General features: G+C 44.5%; 23 protein-coding genes. 2 read left to right on the top strand and 21 right to left on the bottom strand.

The annotated features are described in order from the left end of the window. The 4 genes from HYW89_03915 to murA all read right to left on the bottom strand — a co-directional run bounded on the left by HYW89_03915 (nt 1) and on the right by murA (nt 4,139). Complete coding sequence (locus HYW89_03915) at nt 1-900, bottom strand: AAA family ATPase (GenBank protein QQG45116.1); 900 nt, start codon at nt 898-900, stop codon at nt 1-3. A gap of 27 nt (nt 901-927) precedes the next feature. Beyond that, nucleotides 928-1,632 (bottom strand): nucleotidyltransferase domain-containing protein, encoded by a 705-nt coding sequence (locus HYW89_03910; GenBank protein QQG45115.1) that lies wholly within the window; start codon nt 1,630-1,632, stop codon nt 928-930. Nucleotides 1,633-1,639: 7 nt separating this feature from the next. Further along, entirely contained in the window at nt 1,640-2,659 is a 1,020-nt protein-coding gene (locus HYW89_03905) for a rod shape-determining protein (protein QQG45114.1), read from the bottom strand. 184 nt (nt 2,660-2,843) lie between these two features. Beyond that, nucleotides 2,844-4,139 carry a UDP-N-acetylglucosamine 1-carboxyvinyltransferase gene (gene murA, locus HYW89_03900; GenBank protein QQG45113.1) on the bottom strand — a complete coding sequence of 432 codons (1,296 nt, stop codon included), beginning with the start codon at nt 4,137-4,139 and terminating at the stop codon, nt 2,844-2,846. Between the two features lie 65 nt (nt 4,140-4,204). Here murA and HYW89_03895 point away from each other — a divergent pair, with 65 nt between their 5' ends. After that, entirely contained in the window at nt 4,205-5,290 is a 1,086-nt protein-coding gene (locus HYW89_03895) for a hypothetical protein (protein ID QQG45112.1), read from the top strand. A gap of 173 nt (nt 5,291-5,463) precedes the next feature. Here HYW89_03895 and rpsI read toward each other — a convergent pair whose 3' ends face one another. From rpsI to infA, 10 genes are all read right to left on the bottom strand, one after another. Next, on the bottom strand, nt 5,464-6,018 hold the full coding sequence (rpsI, locus tag HYW89_03890) for a 30S ribosomal protein S9 (GenBank protein ID QQG45111.1): 555 nt from the start codon (nt 6,016-6,018) through the stop codon (nt 5,464-5,466). 2 nt (nt 6,019-6,020) lie between these two features. Beyond that, nucleotides 6,021-6,374 (bottom strand): 50S ribosomal protein L13, encoded by a 354-nt coding sequence (gene rplM / locus HYW89_03885; GenBank protein QQG45110.1) that lies wholly within the window; start codon nt 6,372-6,374, stop codon nt 6,021-6,023. 22 nt (nt 6,375-6,396) lie between these two features. Next, complete coding sequence (locus HYW89_03880) at nt 6,397-6,669, bottom strand: GIY-YIG nuclease family protein (GenBank protein ID QQG45109.1); 273 nt, start codon at nt 6,667-6,669, stop codon at nt 6,397-6,399. Beyond that, a complete protein-coding gene (rplQ, locus tag HYW89_03875; protein QQG45108.1) occupies nt 6,669-7,016 on the bottom strand; it encodes a 50S ribosomal protein L17 in 348 nt (115 codons plus the stop codon). The genes HYW89_03880 and rplQ overlap by 1 nt, the downstream gene beginning before the upstream one ends. Nucleotides 7,017-7,120: 104 nt before the next feature. After that, the gene (locus tag HYW89_03870; GenBank protein ID QQG45107.1) at nt 7,121-8,092 is read right to left on the bottom strand and encodes a DNA-directed RNA polymerase subunit alpha; all 972 of its coding nucleotides are present in this window, start codon (nt 8,090-8,092) and stop codon (nt 7,121-7,123) included. Nucleotides 8,093-8,138: 46 nt separating this feature from the next. After that, nucleotides 8,139-8,765, bottom strand: coding sequence for a 30S ribosomal protein S4 (rpsD, locus tag HYW89_03865; GenBank protein ID QQG45106.1), 627 nt, complete (start codon nt 8,763-8,765; stop codon nt 8,139-8,141). A 37-nt stretch (nt 8,766-8,802) separates the two neighbouring features. After that, nucleotides 8,803-9,240 carry a 30S ribosomal protein S11 gene (gene rpsK / locus HYW89_03860; GenBank protein QQG45105.1) on the bottom strand — a complete coding sequence of 146 codons (438 nt, stop codon included), beginning with the start codon at nt 9,238-9,240 and terminating at the stop codon, nt 8,803-8,805. A 24-nt stretch (nt 9,241-9,264) separates the two neighbouring features. Further along, nucleotides 9,265-9,651, bottom strand: coding sequence for a 30S ribosomal protein S13 (gene rpsM, locus HYW89_03855; protein ID QQG45104.1), 387 nt, complete (start codon nt 9,649-9,651; stop codon nt 9,265-9,267). Continuing rightward, nucleotides 9,648-9,761, bottom strand: coding sequence for a 50S ribosomal protein L36 (gene rpmJ / locus HYW89_03850; GenBank protein ID QQG45103.1), 114 nt, complete (start codon nt 9,759-9,761; stop codon nt 9,648-9,650). Before rpmJ ends, rpsM begins: the two co-directional genes overlap by 4 nt. A 94-nt stretch (nt 9,762-9,855) precedes the next feature. After that, the gene (gene infA / locus HYW89_03845; protein ID QQG45102.1) at nt 9,856-10,071 is read right to left on the bottom strand and encodes a translation initiation factor IF-1; all 216 of its coding nucleotides are present in this window, start codon (nt 10,069-10,071) and stop codon (nt 9,856-9,858) included. A gap of 146 nt (nt 10,072-10,217) precedes the next feature. Between infA and HYW89_03840 the strand changes: the two genes are divergently transcribed. Next, nucleotides 10,218-10,643 (top strand): hypothetical protein, encoded by a 426-nt coding sequence (locus HYW89_03840; protein ID QQG45101.1) that lies wholly within the window; start codon nt 10,218-10,220, stop codon nt 10,641-10,643. A gap of 157 nt (nt 10,644-10,800) precedes the next feature. Here HYW89_03840 and HYW89_03835 read toward each other — a convergent pair whose 3' ends face one another. From HYW89_03835 to HYW89_03805, 7 genes are all read right to left on the bottom strand, one after another. After that, complete coding sequence (locus HYW89_03835) at nt 10,801-11,526, bottom strand: ABC transporter ATP-binding protein (GenBank protein QQG45100.1); 726 nt, start codon at nt 11,524-11,526, stop codon at nt 10,801-10,803. A gap of 5 nt (nt 11,527-11,531) precedes the next feature. After that, nucleotides 11,532-12,602 carry an ABC transporter substrate-binding protein gene (locus tag HYW89_03830; GenBank protein QQG45099.1) on the bottom strand — a complete coding sequence of 357 codons (1,071 nt, stop codon included), beginning with the start codon at nt 12,600-12,602 and terminating at the stop codon, nt 11,532-11,534. A gap of 69 nt (nt 12,603-12,671) precedes the next feature. Then, the gene (locus HYW89_03825; GenBank protein ID QQG45772.1) at nt 12,672-13,403 is read right to left on the bottom strand and encodes an ABC transporter ATP-binding protein; all 732 of its coding nucleotides are present in this window, start codon (nt 13,401-13,403) and stop codon (nt 12,672-12,674) included. Further along, on the bottom strand, nt 13,400-14,266 hold the full coding sequence (locus HYW89_03820) for a branched-chain amino acid ABC transporter permease (protein ID QQG45098.1): 867 nt from the start codon (nt 14,264-14,266) through the stop codon (nt 13,400-13,402). The genes HYW89_03825 and HYW89_03820 overlap by 4 nt, the downstream gene beginning before the upstream one ends. A gap of 58 nt (nt 14,267-14,324) precedes the next feature. Further along, nucleotides 14,325-14,708, bottom strand: a complete 384-nt coding sequence (locus HYW89_03815; protein ID QQG45097.1) for a four helix bundle protein — start codon at nt 14,706-14,708, stop codon at nt 14,325-14,327. 24 nt (nt 14,709-14,732) lie between these two features. Next, nucleotides 14,733-15,599 (bottom strand): branched-chain amino acid ABC transporter permease, encoded by an 867-nt coding sequence (locus HYW89_03810; protein ID QQG45096.1) that lies wholly within the window; start codon nt 15,597-15,599, stop codon nt 14,733-14,735. 90 nt (nt 15,600-15,689) lie between these two features. Next, nucleotides 15,690-16,826, bottom strand: a complete 1,137-nt coding sequence (locus HYW89_03805; GenBank protein QQG45095.1) for an ABC transporter substrate-binding protein — start codon at nt 16,824-16,826, stop codon at nt 15,690-15,692. Between the last annotated feature and the right edge of the window lie 82 nt (nt 16,827-16,908).

The raw sequence follows: 16,908 nt of genomic DNA, 5'->3' as shown, positions 1-16,908 counted from the left end.
TCAAACCAGTTTTAAAAATAAAACGTCCAACGCTAGGCGTGAATTAACATTTGTGGTTTCCATAATTTCGGCGATACGCAGCATCTCCTTGATAGTCATCACGCTTTCTCTTTGGGGCGTGGCGAGCAACTTATTACGCGCCGTGGCCAAAAGTAAAAAAATAGTTTTTTTGCGAAGCTCGTCATTGTCGACTGCTTTCTCAAAAAATTTAAAGGCACGGGGTAAATCCCGCTGTCTAACCAGTAAAGCCAATTCCTGTCTAAGTTCTTTATCCTCTTGGGAGAAACCCGCACGCCCTCCAAAAAATTTAATCACTTGGGTGCGTGAGACAACGGTTTGAGGCAACATCTCCGGATAGGCACTAAGGAGTATAATCAAGGTTTGCTGACCAGGCTCTTCCAAAAGCTTCAAGAAAGAGTTAGCCGCTTCTTGACTCATTTTATCAGCATTATTAATAATTGCAATCCTCCAGTTGTTACCCTGTGGGGCTAAAGAAAAAACCCGTTTTAGCTCGCGGACGTCTTGTATAGGAATTTCTTTTCGTTTTTTGGCTAGGCTTTCAGTGGCTAGGCCATCACGGCCTTCTGGCCTAGAGACCGCCATCCCGGTCCGACCGTGGTCGGATCTAGGAACTTTTTTAGAAACTAACGTGTGTTTCGGATCCAGTATTACGACGTGCGGATGGGCAGCGGAGTCAATAAGCCGGCATTGGACACATTCGCCGCAAACATCGTGGAGCGACTTTTTTGCTCCTTCGCAATAAAAAGATTTAGCGATCGCCTTGGCCACTTCAAATTTCCCTATACCCTCCGGCCCGGAAAATAAATAGGCGTGCGCCATACGCCCACGTTTTAATACTTTATTTAAATAATCAATTTGTCGCTCATGTCCGAGAACCATATCTCAAGAAATTTATCAAACCAAACCTTAATGGAGATCATCGCCTCCATGTAAAAAATACTTCTTGGCTTCGGCAATTGTCCAAGGATAAAGTTTCTTTCGTTTTTCACCCATTTCCCGATTTCCACCCGACCCCCAGTTATATGATCCCCATTCCCACTTTAAAAGACTAAGACCAAAGTTCCTCCATGTTTCCTCCCCTTGTTCACCCATAGCTTCCAGTTGGTCAAGAATAACTTTACGGTATTGACTTATTTTCCGTCCTCCTATAGATAAGAAAAAAAGTTCGCGAGGAATGTCACCACGCTGTACAAATAATAAAAGATCCTTTTTGTCTATTAGTGACAATTGAATGCTCATTTGTGCGTAGGTGAGCGATAACTTTTCTTTAAGCGCTTTATAGAAATTGCTCATTGAAAAAGGACTGTATTGTGGATTTTTCTTTTGCAGCTCTCTTTGAACCTCCTCGTCCAAGATAATAACTCCGTCTATGTCTGATTCCGGCGTAGCGTATCCTTTGATAAGTGATCCGTAGATGGATAGTGAAATAAGCTCCGGATATTGTTTCTGAAAGTCGCGTACGATCTCCTGAAGGCCGGCCAGGCGTTCTTTAAGTTCCGGATGAGAAGAGAAAAGGAATCGTTTACGCTCAACCCAGCCGCTGGCGCTAGCCATCTCGCGCCTCTCCTCTTTGGGTTTACCTATATACGGTTGGTATTCGTATCGCGGCATAAATAAACTATCGCTTACTCATAATTGAGCGTTTATATACATCCAAATGTTCCAGCGCAATCCCCGTGCCTTTCGCTACACACAAAAGCGCGTCCTCGGCAATATGCGCAGGAACGCCGGTCTCCTGAAACACAAGTTCATCAATATTCCGCAGTAACGCTCCTCCGCCGGTCATCACAATCCCTTTATCCATGATATCCGCCGCAAGCTCCGGCGGCGTATCATGCATTACTGCTTTTACGGCACGGATAATTTCGTCCAGCTCATCCGAAATAGCATCCGTAACTTCCGGAGAATGAATTTCAATAGTTTTCGGGAGTCCTGACATTAAATCGCGTCCCTTAATTTCCATTTTTAACTTTTCGTCATCAACCGGGACCGCCGAACCAATTTTGATTTTTATATCTTCGGCAGTACGATCCCCAATCGCGAGATTGTAATGTTTTTTTATATAGTCCGAAATTGCCTGATCCAGTTTGTTGCCGGCAACTTTTACCGAGGTTGAAGCCACAATTCCGCCCAGAGAAATTACGGCAATATCCGTAGTCCCGCCGCCAATATCAACCACCATGTGTCCTGCCGGCTCATTTATAGGAATACCAGCGCCGATGGCGGCGAGCACCGGCTCTTTTACCACATAAGCAGCTTTTGCCCCAGCATTTACGGTGGCTTCAATCACCGCTCTTCGTTCTGTAGAAGTTACGCCAGCCGGAACTGAAACCATAACTTCGGGACGAAAGAGGCGTACGCGGCCGCCGGCTTTATTTATAAAATAACGCAGCATAGCCTCCGTGACCCGATAGTCGGCAATAACTCCATCCCGAAGCGGACGATAAGCAACAATAGTTTCGGGCGTGCGCCCGATCATGTTCCGAGCTTCATTTCCCACAGCTAAAACCCGGTTCTCGTCACGCGAGACCGCAACCACCGAAGGCTCATTTACCACCACCCCTTTTTTGGGAACAAAAACAAGGGTGTTGGCGGTACCGAGATCAATTCCTATTTTTCTTATGAACATAGTATACATTCCCCTCACCAACCTCCCTTTAGTGGTTGAGGGATGGGCGGTCGAGGCAATATGTTTTTGAGACAATGGGAGGAGCGATTTGCTTGGTGTTCGACCGAGGTCGGACAAATCGCGACGACCATTAGCGAGCGAGTCGCTGGAACGAGCGAGTCGTGTCGAGAAAACATATTGCCGAGGGAACCGCCTAAACTCTTTTTATGTCCGCTCCCAATTCCCTCAACCTCTCATCAATCCTCTCGTATCCCCTATCCACATGTTCTACGCCGGAGATAACAGATTCCCCTTCGGCCGCCAGCGCCGCTACAATATGCGCCATTCCTGCGCGTATATCTGTCATGGTAATTTCTCCGCCGCGCAACTTTGTAGGTCCAAAGACATGAGCGACGTGGTTAAATGTCTGGCCATAAAATCTGCATTTGCTCCCCTCCGGACACTCGTCAGAAACCATAATATCTGCACCCATCCTCTGTAAATCTTTCGTATACCCGAACCGATCCTCATATACTGTCTCGTGTATTATTGACTTACCGCGCGCCTGCGTCAATAGCACCAAAAAGGGCTGCTGCCAATCGGTCATAAATGCGGGGTGAGGTGCTGTATCCAAGGAAACCGCACGATATGGTTTTTCTCCAAAAAATCTTATGCCCCCTTCCTGAACTTCATAATAGGCGCCCAAGGCCGCTACCTTTTCCATAAAAGAATGCAGGTACCGGGTTTCTATATTTTTTATAAAAATGTCGCCGTCGGTGGCTAGCGCGGCCGTAACAAAAGAAACAGCCTCATTGCGGTCAGGCATTACGCTTATGGCAACACCGCCGAGCCTACTCACACCCTCAATTTCCACCCGACGAGACATTTCATCAACACTTATCCGCGCACCCATCTTAACAAGCATGTCCACCAAATTCATAATTTCCGGCTCTATCGCAGCATTGACAACAATCGTTTTACCTTGGGCGAGAACGGCACTTAATAAAACATTTTCCGTGGCTCCCACCGATGGGTAAGGAAAATAAATTTCTGCTCCCTGAAGTTCTGAAGCTTGAGCAAAGTAAGAACGCTCCCTTCGTTCAATTCTTGCCCCCAATTTATTTAAGGCCTCAATGTGAAAATTAACCGGGCGGTGGCCTATAGGACACCCACCCAAAACAGGAACTTCGGCCCTGCCACTGCGATGCAACAGCGGGCCTATAGCCAAAATTGGAATACGATTTTTGCGGGAAAGTTCTGATACGGAAAAATTTTTAATCGCCCTCGTCTGAATTGTCATCTTACGGCCCTCAACGTGTATGTCACTTCCTACGTACTCGCAAAGTTCCCGCGTGATATCAATCTCGGCAGAGAGAGGGACGTTTTCTATAACGCACGGCTCCTTAGTAAGAAGCGAGGCCACTATCAACTTTGACGCGGCATTCTTTGAGCCCCGTACTTCAACTTCGCCCACCAAGGGGCGTCCGCCCTTTATAACTAACCTTTCCATTGTTTCCATCTTATGCCCGCCCCGAACAAATTTACAAGATGTAAAAAGAGTGCTAAATTAAACGCATGCAAAAAAGAACGAGGCGCTTTTTATTTTACTTCTTGGTGTCTATTTTTCTCGCAGCCTCTCCGGTCCTGATTGTATACTCTCTGGGCTACAAGTTTGACTTAATTAAGGGCGCCGTCCAAAAGACCGGCGGCATTTTTATTAAATCAAAAACAAGGGGGCTTGCCCTTTTTCTTGACGGAAATTTTGCTAAAGAAAACTCCCTTATTTCTGGGGGGGCTCTGTTGATTGACCTTAAACCCGCAAACCATTTTGTGCGTCTTGAAAAAACAGGATTCCACCCCTGGTCCAAAAAAGTGGAGGTTAAACCGGAAATCGTGACGGAGCTGCGAAATATTTATTTAGTCCCGCTGAATATTATAGCGGCAACCTCAACTGCGGCGGAACAAAAATTGTTTTTGCCCGCCCCCAAACCAACGCTTTCTCTACAAAAAAACAAAAAGGGGTCTTTGGTGGAAACTAAAACTAAGGCTGTTCTCGCCAAAAATGTGAACTCTTTTGCCCTAGTCGGATCAGGAGTGCTTTTTGTGGACAAAAACGGATTTTTGGCGCGTTTTGATCCCGGCACAAAAATCACTGAAACTATTGAGCGTCCGGGGTTTTTCCTTGACGAACGACCGCTTATCTTTGTTGAGTCGGTAAAAGGAGATGTAGCAATTCTGGACCCTTCAGGCGGATTATTTATACTTGACGCCTCAAATAATAAAATAACGCCCATAAAAGGTGGTCTTAAAAAAGTCGTCTTTGACCAAAAGGGGGAGAAGTTACTTCTTATAAAAGAACGGGGTCTTGAAATTTTATGGCTTGCTGACAATACTTATCAACCTTTCCAAAAAAAAGGAACAGTGGAAATAATACTTGAGAATACAGACGAGGTACAAAACGCTGCCTGGTTTTACGAAGACGGTGCGCATGTGGCGTTTAAAACAGGTGAAGGAATTTTTTTTACCGAGGTTGACGGCCGGGGAGGAAAAAATACACTAAAAATCCTTTCCGGAAGAACTGACGAGGTTTTAACCGCATATGAACTTCCCAACGCCATTTTTTTCAAACGCGGCAAAACTTGGTACAAGATTGAAATATAAAATCAATCAAAATCCCGGTAACTGCCGGGATTTTGATTTGAAAATTAAGTTATCTCTTCGCCCACTGTGGTGCCCTCCTTGTCCCGACACTACAATGCTTCGCATTGAGTTCGGGACTGCGTCGGGCTGACGCATGACAGTCTCAGAAGAGATTCCCGACTTCTTGCCAAGGCCTATCTCTTCGCCCATTGCGGGGCCCTTCTTGCCTTCTTGAGTCCGAATTTTTTACGCTCTTTCATGCGGGGATCACGACGCAGAAATCCGGCGCGTTTGAGACGTTTTCTAAAATCGGGGTTGAACTTTTCAAGACAACGCGCCAAGCCGTGACGTATTGCTTCGGCTTGGGCATGGATTCCACCTCCATAAATTTTTACGGAAACCCTGAATCGCCCCAAAAGCTTCATTTTTTGAAGCGCCTCTTCCGCAATTTTTTGCAAATCAAAAGTGGGGAAATACTCACTATAAATTTTGCCATTTACTGAAAAGTCTCCGGCGCGCGTAAAAAGGCGTACCCGCGCCACAGCGGTTTTACGCCGTCCCACAGCCTCAAAATACCGTTCGGGTTTTTTGGCGGTTTCTTTTAAAAATTCCTCCTGCCCGGTCAAATCTGGTTTTACTTCTGCTATAATCTCCGGGGTCGGCGCTTTAAGCGCTGCCTTTTTCTCTTCTTTAATCTTTTGGGGCTTAAGACTTATCTTTTTTTTAACTGTTTTCTTTTTGGCAGGCATTTTTAAGAAGTTTCTTCTTTAACCAAAATAAGATCTTTTATCATTTTTTTTCTAAGTCTGTTTTTGGGCAACATACCCATTACCGCGCGCCGCAATACAAGACGTGAATCTCGGGCGAGAACCTCGCGCAATTTTTCTTCCTTTAAACCCCCATGGTAACCGGAGTGGCGACGATATAGTTTCTGGCCAAGTTTCTTACCGCTTACGCGTATCTTGTCGGTGTTAAAAACAATAACTTTGTTCCCGCTCATACGCGCGGGATCAAAACTCGGACTATTTTTGCCGCGCAAAAGAACCACTACTTCAGTAGCGAGCCGTCCCAATATTTTATTGGCTGCGTCAATTTTGTACTCCATCCCGATAGTGTTAGGAAGCGCTTTACTCTTTGTTTAAGATAAGCCCTTCCTTGACCTGATTTAAGCTGTTTTTCTCTTGACTGAGCATCGGCTTTATCCCCCCACCTTCCCAGAGTACCCCGTAGCTTGCTGCGGGGATGAATGGACGCCGTAGTGTCCAAGAATTATATTTACCCTCATTGTGTTCTTTAAAGCGCTTCCGTAAATCCATCGTAAAACCGACATACCATCTGCTATTTCTTTGGCTGCGTAATACATAGACATAGTAAAATTTAGGAACACTATCGGGATTCATTATTTAACAAACTCAATTATAGCCATCCTCGCGCCATCACTTGTACGCCGACCAGATTTTATAATCCGGGTATAGCCGCCTTGACGATTCTTAAACTCGTTCGCCCGTTCAAAAACTTTCTTTGCGGTGCGTTCGTCAAAAAAACGTGCAAGATAACGCCGATTAACCAAAGTCGGATTTTTGGCACGCGTAATAAAGGGTTCGGCGTGTGACCTTAGCTCTTTAGCTTTAGCTTCGGTGGTTTTTATTCTCCCCAACATAAAAAATGAAGAGGCTAGACTCTTCAATAAAGCACGCCGTTGATTTCGTTCACGACCAAATTTTCTGCCTTTTTTTAAATGTCTCATATCCGTAGAAGCAGTGATAAACGCAAGTTATTACGCAACCTAAACGCTATTATTTCAAAAGCTTGCGTCTAGTTTTGCGTATTTCGTAGCGTTTAATTTTGCTTCTATTGTTTCAAAGTAATCCCAAAATTTCCCAAGGCTTTTTTTATCTCCTGTATTCCTTTATCTCCCAAACCCTCAATCTCTCTCAACGTTTCTTCTTTTTTACGTGCCAGCCCCCCTACGGTTTTAATACCCGCCTCACGTAACGCATTGAGAGTACGGTTAGAAAATTTTAACTCGTCCAGTTTTGTTTTAAGAATAGGCTCGTCTTCTGTTTTTTCCTCAACCTCTTCTTTCCTAACTTTTTCTTCCTCTGTTTCTTCGTCGTACTTATTTTTGGTTACCTGTTCTGTAAAACCTTCCGCTAAAGCGCTAAACTGTTCAACCAAAATTCGGGCTGCGCTTTTAAAAGCTTCCTGCGGCGTTATGGAACCGTCGGTTTCTATATGAAATCGTACACGATTAAAATCGGTGCGATCTCCAACCCGCATATTTTCCACTTCATAGTTAACATGCCGCACCGGCGAAAAAGAGGCATCAAGCGCAATAGTGCCCACCTCTACTTTTTCTTTAGTACGCGCCTCTACGGGTACATAACCACGCCCCGACTCCACCACCGCTTCAATGTTAAGACTTGTCTTTTTGGAGGTGATGGTAGCTACATGAACATCTGGTGTCACTAGCTCTACTTGGGAAGGAGTTTTAAAATCCTTGCCTACTACTTCTTTCTCACCTTTTACCGAGAGATTAATCACTGCCGGCTCTTCAGTATGTAGACGAAACCTTAACTGTTTTAGGTTTAAAATTATATCCACCACGTCCTCCGCAACGCCCTCTATGGTTGAAAACTCGTGTCCTACACCTTCTATTTTTACCGAAGTAATAACAGACCCATCTAAAGAAGATAAGAGAATGCGGCGTAGACTGTTTCCTACGGTTTGGCCATAACCGGGATATAACCCCTCAATTTCAAAAACAGCGCGCTTGCCTTCCTCCAATACGATTTTTGGGGCTGCTGGTAAAGGAATGTTCATAACTGGTAATAGATATTATAATTATAATCTCTGTTGACCGCTAGGTTTAACGCGAATAGAACTCTTTAATTTTTGTAATATCGGCAACTGCCCCCACGTTTTCGTTCTCCGGCAGACCCACGACCTTCCCTACCTTTTTATTTTTATCCAGACTCAACCAAGCCGGCGCCTCATACTTTTTCAATCGCATCTCAAGATCCCTAAAAAGATCGGACTTCAAAGAAGACTCCTTTAAACTTATAAGGTCATCTTTTTTTACCTGAAATGAGGGTATGTTAACTGTCTTGCTATTTACTAACACATGACCGTGGCCAACTAACTGCCGTGCGTTATGTCTGGATACCGCCAAACCCAACCTAAACACGGTGTTATCAAGCCTGCGCTCTAGCAGACGGGTAAGATTGGAACTAAAAATGCCGGAACGCGAGGCAGCCTTCTTACTATACTGCTCCATATCCCTATCGTCAAGGCCGTAAAGGAATCGGATCTTTTGTTTTTCATTAAGAAGTTGTTTGTACTCGGAAGATCCTCTCCTTCTTCCTTTTTTCTTGCCGTGAATACCGGGTGGGTATCCGCGCCTAATCAGGGCGCATTTGGGACCGGAACAACGATCTCCTTTAAGCAGAAGTTTTTCTCCAAGACGGCGTTCTTTTTTTTCAAGCACGTGTACCATTATTATGATAATTACGAATGAATGTTAACCATGTTATTTAAACCCTCCTTAACTTGGGCGGCCTTGGACCATTATGCGGAAGGGGGGTTACGTCCTTTATATATGCAATGCTAAGACCCTGGTTGGCTAAGGCCCTGATGGCCGAATCCCTGCCGGAACCTACACCGCTTACCCTGACCGCAACTTCCTGCAGTCCCGTCTTTCTAACTTTTTCCACCACGGTTTCCGCAACCCGCGCTGCCGCAAATGGAGTCGCTTTTTTTGCTCCGGAAAAACCCAAAGAGCCAGCCGAAGACCAAGCAATCATGTTACCCTTCTCGTCTGTTATAGAAATCAAGGTATTGTTATAAGTTGCCTGAATGTGCACAATACCCTTGGTAAGCTTTTGGGGGGACTTAACTGACTGCGGTTTGGAAACCGCAGTCTCTTTCTCTACCGATTCCTCCCCTTTTTTAATTATACGTTTCTTGCCCATCTTTCGCTTACGCTCAAATTAATTTTAAGTCGGACTTGCGGCTGGTTTTCTACCCGAGCCCATAGTCCTTCGTACGTTACCGCGTCTGGTCCGTGAGTTGGTTTTAGTGCGCTGTCCACGAACCGGAAGACTACGACTATGCCTTATACCGCGATAACTTTGCACCTCCTTTAATCTTTTAACATTAAGCATGATCTCTCTTCGCAGGTCTCCTTCTGTTTTGTAACTTTTTTCTATTATCTCCCGGATACGGCCCGACTCCTGCTGCGTAAGATCTTTGGCCAATTTATTTGGATCTACCTGGGCTTGACGAACTATCTTTCTTGCGGACGGCAAACCGATTCCATATATATATGGAAGTGAGTATTCTATTTTTTTATTATCAGGAATGTTTACTCCTACGATTCTCATCCTTGTCTTTGTTTATGCTTTGGGCTCGTACAAATAACAAAAAGCCGTCTTTTGCGCCGGACGAGCTTGCACCTTGCACAAATTTTTTTAACAGAAGCGCGAACCTTCATGCCGTAGAAGCAAGGTCTAAACGCAAACTATCACGCAACTCTATACGCTATTGCGTTTACTTTTGCGTGAGCGTGGCGTTTAATTTTGCTTCTATTATTTTAATCTATGCACAATTCTCCCCTTGGTCTCATCGTACGGAGTCATTTCCACTCTCACCCTATCTCCGGGCAGAACCTTAATAAAATGAAGCCTCATTTTTCCCGATAGATGAGCCAAAATCTCCCGCCCGTCGTCCATTTTGACCTTAAAAAGAGTGCTCGGAAGATTTTCCAGCACTATCCCTTCCATATATATCTTATCCTGCTTCATAAAGAATTACTTCTTAATCATAGCAAATAGGACAGTGCGGGTCAATGACTCAATATTATTGACTTTTTAACAAAATAGTGGTATAATGTAGATATAGGGAAGATCACTATATTCTCGGGGAAAGCCCGAGAGAAAGGAGCGGGAAGATGAAAGTGAAGGTGAAAGGACTTTTTATCCAGCACGCGCGTCCAACTTCCTCTCCTTCCGACTGGTATCGTAAGGAGGAAGGCGTGAACGCGCTCGGTTGGTCGGGCCGGGATTACGGGACCCGACGCTTGCACTTCTGCGGCTACGAGAAAGTCTTCTCAAAGCCGCTCTCCGTCGCGGAGGCAGTGAGAGAGGAGCAGAAGTTCCGGAAGGCCGCTGCCGCGCATGGCCTTCGCGGCTACCGCGATACTTTGGTTACGGACGGGTATGACCCGTACGAGAACCAAGGAAATCCGATCATCTTGCCGGGTGGCCGAGCACTCCGGCTGGCTCACCTGCGCGGGGACCGTCCGCTCACCGCCAAGAAGATCCTTGCCATACTGGTCAAGGCCGGCAAGGTTGACACGAAGGGGGTCATCGGCTGACCCAAAAAAGGAGGAGGGTACGTCCTTCGGGATGCGCCCTCCCACCTCTTCCGAGCTAATCTCCAAATAAGGTTGGTTCAGAAGAGGCAGATTAAGTAAGAAACCCCCAGGAAACAATAATCAAAAACGCCCAGGTGGGCAGTTTTTGAAAACAGCATCAAGCTGTTTCCCCCATAAATACCTTCTCCAAAACATCACTTTCCAAAAGTTTTTGCGATGTGTCTTTGGCTACAATTTTCCCTTTATCCAATACATAAGCGCGGTCTGCAATCTCAAGAAGCGATTTTATATTGTGCTCCACCACCATAATGGCGGTTTTGTGTTTTTCGTTGATTTCTTTGATTTTAGCAAAAACTTCTTTGACAATTTTGGGCGCAAGGCCCAAAGAGGGCTCGTCCAGAAGCAAGACTTTGGGATCAGTCATCAATCCCCGACCTAGAGCCAGCATCTGTTGCTGGCCGCCGGAGAGAGCGCCTGATTTGATACTCCATTTTTGAGCCAACACCGGAAAAGTTTCCATGACCTCTTGCATACGGGCCCTTAATCTTTCTTTTTCTCTAATCAAAAATCCGCCCATTTCAAGATTTTCCTCCACAGTCAGATGACTAAAAACCCTTCTTCCCTGCGGTACAAAAGCGATACCTAATTTAACAACCTCGTGCGAGCGCGGGGCCAACTCTTTTTCGTGCCAGAGGATTTTTCCGGAATGAATCGGGGCCAATCCAAAAATCGCTTTGAGCACCGTTGATTTGCCGGCGCCATTGGGCCCCATAAGAGCCACAATCTCCCCTTCGTCAATAAAAATATCCACACTATCCAGGGCCCTTACGCCGCCGTAATGAACCGATGTGCCCACTAACTGCAAAAGTAGTTCTCTTTTCATTGTTGTCAATAACTCCTGATGGACATATCAAGAACTCCGATGTGTTTATCAAATCTCTCAAAACCAATAGTTGGGTCCGGCCTGGCCGCATCAAGTTTCTTTATTACGCAAGAAAGGTCTTTGTTGCATTGATGCAGTGCTTCAGTTATCTGCCTAATGTGGGTATAAGCAAGGGCGGCCGCATACTCGGTTGCCAACGTTTTATCTTGGAGTTTTGCTTTTAGCTTGGCCCTGAAGACCGGATCAACGTCTCTAAACCCGAAAGTAAACCCGCCTTTTAATTCAGACGTAAAATCCTTTTTAACCTTATCGGTGATGGTATCATCAACAGTCCCATATAACATTTTATATTGAAAATCCCGAATAGTCTTAAGAGTATTGTAAGTATCCCCCTCAAACCCAACATTTATAACTGCATTAGCACCATTACCTTTTATTTTAAGAAGTTGGGTTCGAAAATCAGTGTCACCTAAGTTATACCCCTCAGAAATTACAGGGTTCCCATAAATTTCTTTAACTCCCTCTAGACAAAGCTCACCGAATTCAAGGTTGACTTTTAAGACTCCTATTTTATTTACTCCCGTTTCCTTAAACTTCTTGGCAATTGCCTTACACCCACCCTTGTAATCCAAATAAGTCTTATACGCATAGGGCAAACCCCTAAGTGGTGATACGACTGCAGCGTCGTAAACATATAAAATATTCTTGTCCTTCAGAAAGGACCCGACTGAAATCGCCGCTGGATTAAATTCGGCATAAACCGCATCAACCTTGTCAACGGCAACGAGCTTTTGGGCGGCACCAACCGCCCTTGCTGCCTCCAATTGATAGTCTTCAAATACGACCTGAACACCAATGCCGCTCTCTTGAAGTTGGTTGACCGCTAACTGAGCACCTTCGCGTGTTGACTCACCCCAATAAGCTGCTGGTCCAGTCAGATCTGTGATCACTCCGACGGTTATTGCGTTCGATGATTGTTTATCGATGAAAGTTAGGTAAGCAGCCCCAACTAAGATTATAAGAATGACTAACCCTAGGATAATTTTTCTTAAATTTGGTTTGTATAGGTTTTTCATGATAAAATATTTGCAGAATAATATATATTATAATTTAAAAATGTTTACTTGTCAATTATAACTAAAACTTTATTCTCCCAAATAAGCCTCAATAACTTTTTTCTGTGATAAAACGTCCTCCGGTTTCCCCTTGGCCAGCAACTCACCGCTATCCAAAACTACAATAAAATCGGAAAGTTCCCTAATTAATTCCATATTATGCTCTATAAGGATAACGGTCTTTCCTTTAGCCCTTAGGTCTTTGACCACCGAGACCACCACCTTCACCATTTCCGGGAAAAGACCGGCAAATGGCTCATCTAAAAGAAGAATATCGGCATCTGTAGCCAGAGCCCGCGCAATTTCAAGAAGTTTTCTCTGTCCATACGATAGGTTGGCCGCAAGCTCCTGCCGCTTCTCCCAAAGTCCCACCATCCTTAAAACCTCTTCGGCTTTTTTAAAATGATATGCGCTGTGTTTTTCAAAAAGAGCACCAAAAACATTTCTCTCGGTGAGCACCACAAGGATATTATCCAAAACCGGCATTTGATTGAACAGCCGCACATCCTGAAAAGTGCGGGTAAGGCCATAGGTCAGAACCTCGTACGGCTTTACGGTGCTAAGTTTTACTTTTTCGCTGATAACCACCAGACCCCTATCAGCCGGTATCATACCGCTAAGAAGATTAACTAAAGTTGTTTTGCCTGATCCGTTGGGACCAATAAGACCTGTTATTTTACCACGCTCAAAACCAAGATAGAGACCGGCAACCGCCCGCACGCCTCCAAAATTTTTGGTTAAGTTTTTAGTTTCAAGAATCATAATTTAAATTCGCCGCGTAAGCCCTGCGGCCGATAAAGCATCAAAAGAATTAACAACAATCCATAGACGAGTTGACGCATCTGGGCTGCGATATCAATAGGGAACCCTACAAAGCGTAAAATTTCTGGAAGCAAAATCAAAAAAAGAGCGCCTAGTACCGAACCTTCCAAATTGGCAAGTCCTCCCAAAATTATAATCGCCATTATAAATATGGACTCAAATAGAACAAAGCTGGAGGGGTCAATAAAAGTAATGTAGGAAGCAAAAAGCGAACCGCCCAGAGCCGCAAAAATTGCGCCGATAACAAATATCGTTAGTTTATAATAAAGAGTCTTGTATCCAAAAATTTGGATGGCTGATTCATCCTCGCGTATGGCTTTTAGCACGCGGCCAAAAGAGGAGTTCACAATAAGACGCGAGGCAAGATAAACAATCAATAAACCCGCCAGCGCCAAGACCAAAAAGGCAGTATTAGAAAAAAAAGGAAAGCCCAAAAATTCAGGCCGTGAAATTCCGGGAATTCCCAAGGGACCCCGAGTTAGACTTTGCCAGTTAAGAAACACGCTCACTGCAATAACGTTAAAACCCAAAGAAGCCAAGGCATAATAATCTCCGGAAAATTTACTCAAAACAAACCCTATAAGAAAACTAATAAGCGCGGTCAAAAACACTGCTGCCGCTACCGATACAAAAAAATTAACACCCAAACTGGTCATCAAAATCGCGGTGGTATAGGCGCCAATGCCAAAAAACGCGGCTTGGGCCACCGATAAAAGGCCGGTGAATCCAACCACAAGGTTCAAGGAGATACCAAGCATCGCGTAGATGCTGAATAAAATTGCCAGATGAATTAAATATTCCATAACAGAGATGATCTATGACTTAAGATTTATGATTTAAGATTTAGGAATTAAGAATGATTCAGGAATCATGGTTTAAGAGGTGTTTAGATTTAGTAATCAATCCCTGTAGTATTTTATGAGCAAGGTTTGCCTGTTCTACCAGTCCTGCAAAATCTTTGTCAGTCAAATAACCTACATCCTTCGCAGCGATAAGCTGGTTTTTCAGTTCAATAAGAGATCCCTGCGCAAGATAATAAAACTGAACTTTTTCTTTGTAACCTTGCCTTCCAAACCCCTCGGCGATATTAGAAGTTACTGAAATAGCCGACCTCCGCATTTGATTTGTCAAACCAAACACCTCGGATTTCGGGAACTTTTCCGTTATTTTGTAAACCATGACAACAAGTTTATGCGCCTCTTGCCAAGCGTATAGATCCTTAAAATCCCTGATTTTCTCATTCATAAATCATAATTCTTAAATCCTAATTCACCTTCTGATTATTCCATTCGGCCTAAATATGAGAAAAATAATCAGAAGGGTAAAAGCGATAGCGTCTTTCCATTCTCCGGAAATTTTCCAGATGCCAAAATTTTCCACAAAACCCAAAAGAAAAGCGCCAAGCACACCGCCGTAAACGTTGCCAATACCCCCAATAATGGATGCAATCACCCCCTTAAGAAGCAGGGGAAGACCGGTGGTGGGCTCAAGGCCCGTATCAAAACCAATTAAAATTCCGCCGAGCCCCGCGATGGCCGAAGCCATAAAAAATACGCGGCCGATTATTTTACGGGTGTTAATACCAACAATCTTGGCCACCTCCTCATCGTCGCTCACTGCCCTGACCGCTTTTCCAAAAACCGTCATGTTTAAAACAAGAGCCAGACCCAAGGTAATCAAAAAGGCCGAGCCCAAAGTAAGAAGCTGAACTTGAGTGATAACGCCTCCCAAAATTGCATAGGTTGTGGGGACAAGAGAACCCTGATAGAGTGTCTGAAACTGTGAGGAAAAAAGCATGGCCAGTATCGCTTGAAGCGCAATAAAAGCGCCCAAAGAAGCAACGAGCAAAACGAGATTAGAGGCCTTGTGTTCGCGAAGCGGCGCATAAACCAACTGAAAAAGACCGTATCCAATAAACCCGGCAGAGACTACGCCGGAAATAACGCTTAGCACAGGGTCCACCTGAAGCCACTTCATTAAAAAAAGAACCACATATCCTCCGGCCACAGCTACCGTACCGTGGGCAAGGTTAAAAAATCTGGCGGCGCCAAAACTTAAATTAAATCCTAAGGCAACTAAGGTATAAATTGCTCCGGCAATAACACTATTGAGGATGAGTTGCGGAAGGATATTCATAAAATGAATTATAGCGTAATTTCTTTCCCAAGAAAACAAAAGAGCCCTGCTTCAAGCGGGGCTCTTTTGTTTTTGAAATTTAGTGTTCGCCTACTTAGTACGTATCTCCACTTTTCCGTTTCTAATAATTTTAGGCACGTGTCCGCCAACCCTATCACCATTATCTCCAATAGTAACCATTCCAGAAGCACCGGGCCAGTTCTTAACTCTGCGCGTCCACTCTGCAACCTTTTTTCCGTCATAGCCAACCGCAGCAATAGCGTCACGTATCATATAGACAGCATCATACTCTGTTTGCGCATAGCTTTGATAAGGAGGTTCTGCCCCATAAACTTGTCTATACGATGCTATCATGCTTTTAAACTTCGGATTTGAGGAATCAACACCAAATTCTGCAGCCAGAGCTCCTTCCAACAGTTGAGCATATTTACTTATAGTTGAAGGGTCACCGCTTACAGCATCCGACAGAAGTATACGGGGTTTCCACTTCAACTCCTGTACCTGCTTCATAATTCTATCAGCGGCAGCGGCAGTTTGCGTATCAATAAACAAAGCATCTGGATTTTGACCGCGCAGTTTAGTCAGGTGTGAACGGAAATCAGTTGTAGCTGTTGGAAACTCTTCTTTAACAACAGTTCCGCCCAGCTTTGTAAACTGAGCCGCAAAGGTCTTATAAATACCCAAGGGGTAATCAAGCTGTTCTTGTATAAAGGCGGTTTTCCTCCATCCTTCTTGGTTGTAGGCAACATCGGCAAGAACGGTTCCTTGTGTAGCGTCGCTCGGATAGTTTCTTACAAAAAACTTACTAATGTTGGTTAGATCCGGGCTACTTGATCCTGCAGAAAACAGAAAAACCTTATTTTGTGCGGCAATGGGTTGGGCGGCTAGCGACTCACTTGAGCAAAAACCTCCAATAACTATTTTCACCTTGTCTACATTGACCAACTTTTGCATGGCCGATGCAGCAGAAGGACCGCTGCATTTACCGTCTTCGTAAACTACTTCTAGTTTGCGGCCGTTTATCCCGCCTTGATCATTAATCTCTCCAACTGCCAACCCAATCATATTTTTCAATGGCTCCCCATAAGTAGCTGCATCCCCGGTAAGGGGTCCGATAAACCCGATTTTAACGGGTCCGGTGGTGACTTCGCCCGGACTTTTTAATATAAAGTAGCCGGCCACCAAAATCACTAAAACAATAATTCCAATTATTACTTTTTTGTCCATTTTGTTTTTATTTATTTTTACTTAATAGTTAGCTTTAGCCCCCCCACCAAAAATCGACCGGGTTAGGGACTAATTATTCTAA

The sequence above is a fragment of the Candidatus Sungiibacteriota bacterium genome (assembly GCA_016432465.1).
Taxonomy (GTDB): domain Bacteria; phylum Patescibacteriota; class Minisyncoccia; order Sungbacterales; family HO2-52-23.
The sequence above is the reverse complement of the archived record's forward strand: the minus strand, read 5'-3'. Positions and strand labels throughout refer to the sequence as shown.

Coding starts and splice junctions, on each gene's coding strand:
- HYW89_03915 (QQG45116.1), bottom strand. CDS start 900: ATGGTTCTCGGACATGAGCGACAAATTGATTATTTAAATAAAGTATTA.
- HYW89_03910 (QQG45115.1), bottom strand. CDS start 1,632: ATGCCGCGATACGAATACCAACCGTATATAGGTAAACCCAAAGAGGAG.
- HYW89_03905 (QQG45114.1), bottom strand. CDS start 2,659: ATGTATACTATGTTCATAAGAAAAATAGGAATTGATCTCGGTACCGCC.
- murA (QQG45113.1), bottom strand. CDS start 4,139: ATGGAAAGGTTAGTTATAAAGGGCGGACGCCCCTTGGTGGGCGAAGTT.
- HYW89_03895 (QQG45112.1), top strand. CDS start 4,205: ATGCAAAAAAGAACGAGGCGCTTTTTATTTTACTTCTTGGTGTCTATT.
- rpsI (QQG45111.1), bottom strand. CDS start 6,018: ATGCCTGCCAAAAAGAAAACAGTTAAAAAAAAGATAAGTCTTAAGCCC.
- rplM (QQG45110.1), bottom strand. CDS start 6,374: ATGGAGTACAAAATTGACGCAGCCAATAAAATATTGGGACGGCTCGCT.
- HYW89_03880 (QQG45109.1), bottom strand. CDS start 6,669: ATGAATCCCGATAGTGTTCCTAAATTTTACTATGTCTATGTATTACGC.
- rplQ (QQG45108.1), bottom strand. CDS start 7,016: ATGAGACATTTAAAAAAAGGCAGAAAATTTGGTCGTGAACGAAATCAA.
- HYW89_03870 (QQG45107.1), bottom strand. CDS start 8,092: ATGAACATTCCTTTACCAGCAGCCCCAAAAATCGTATTGGAGGAAGGC.
- rpsD (QQG45106.1), bottom strand. CDS start 8,765: ATGGTACACGTGCTTGAAAAAAAAGAACGCCGTCTTGGAGAAAAACTT.
- rpsK (QQG45105.1), bottom strand. CDS start 9,240: ATGGGCAAGAAACGTATAATTAAAAAAGGGGAGGAATCGGTAGAGAAA.
- rpsM (QQG45104.1), bottom strand. CDS start 9,651: ATGAGAATCGTAGGAGTAAACATTCCTGATAATAAAAAAATAGAATAC.
- rpmJ (QQG45103.1), bottom strand. CDS start 9,761: ATGAAGGTTCGCGCTTCTGTTAAAAAAATTTGTGCAAGGTGCAAGCTC.
- infA (QQG45102.1), bottom strand. CDS start 10,071: ATGAAGCAGGATAAGATATATATGGAAGGGATAGTGCTGGAAAATCTT.
- HYW89_03840 (QQG45101.1), top strand. CDS start 10,218: ATGAAAGTGAAGGTGAAAGGACTTTTTATCCAGCACGCGCGTCCAACT.
- HYW89_03835 (QQG45100.1), bottom strand. CDS start 11,526: ATGAAAAGAGAACTACTTTTGCAGTTAGTGGGCACATCGGTTCATTAC.
- HYW89_03830 (QQG45099.1), bottom strand. CDS start 12,602: ATGAAAAACCTATACAAACCAAATTTAAGAAAAATTATCCTAGGGTTA.
- HYW89_03825 (QQG45772.1), bottom strand. CDS start 13,403: ATGATTCTTGAAACTAAAAACTTAACCAAAAATTTTGGAGGCGTGCGG.
- HYW89_03820 (QQG45098.1), bottom strand. CDS start 14,266: ATGGAATATTTAATTCATCTGGCAATTTTATTCAGCATCTACGCGATG.
- HYW89_03815 (QQG45097.1), bottom strand. CDS start 14,708: ATGAATGAGAAAATCAGGGATTTTAAGGATCTATACGCTTGGCAAGAG.
- HYW89_03810 (QQG45096.1), bottom strand. CDS start 15,599: ATGAATATCCTTCCGCAACTCATCCTCAATAGTGTTATTGCCGGAGCA.
- HYW89_03805 (QQG45095.1), bottom strand. CDS start 16,826: ATGGACAAAAAAGTAATAATTGGAATTATTGTTTTAGTGATTTTGGTG.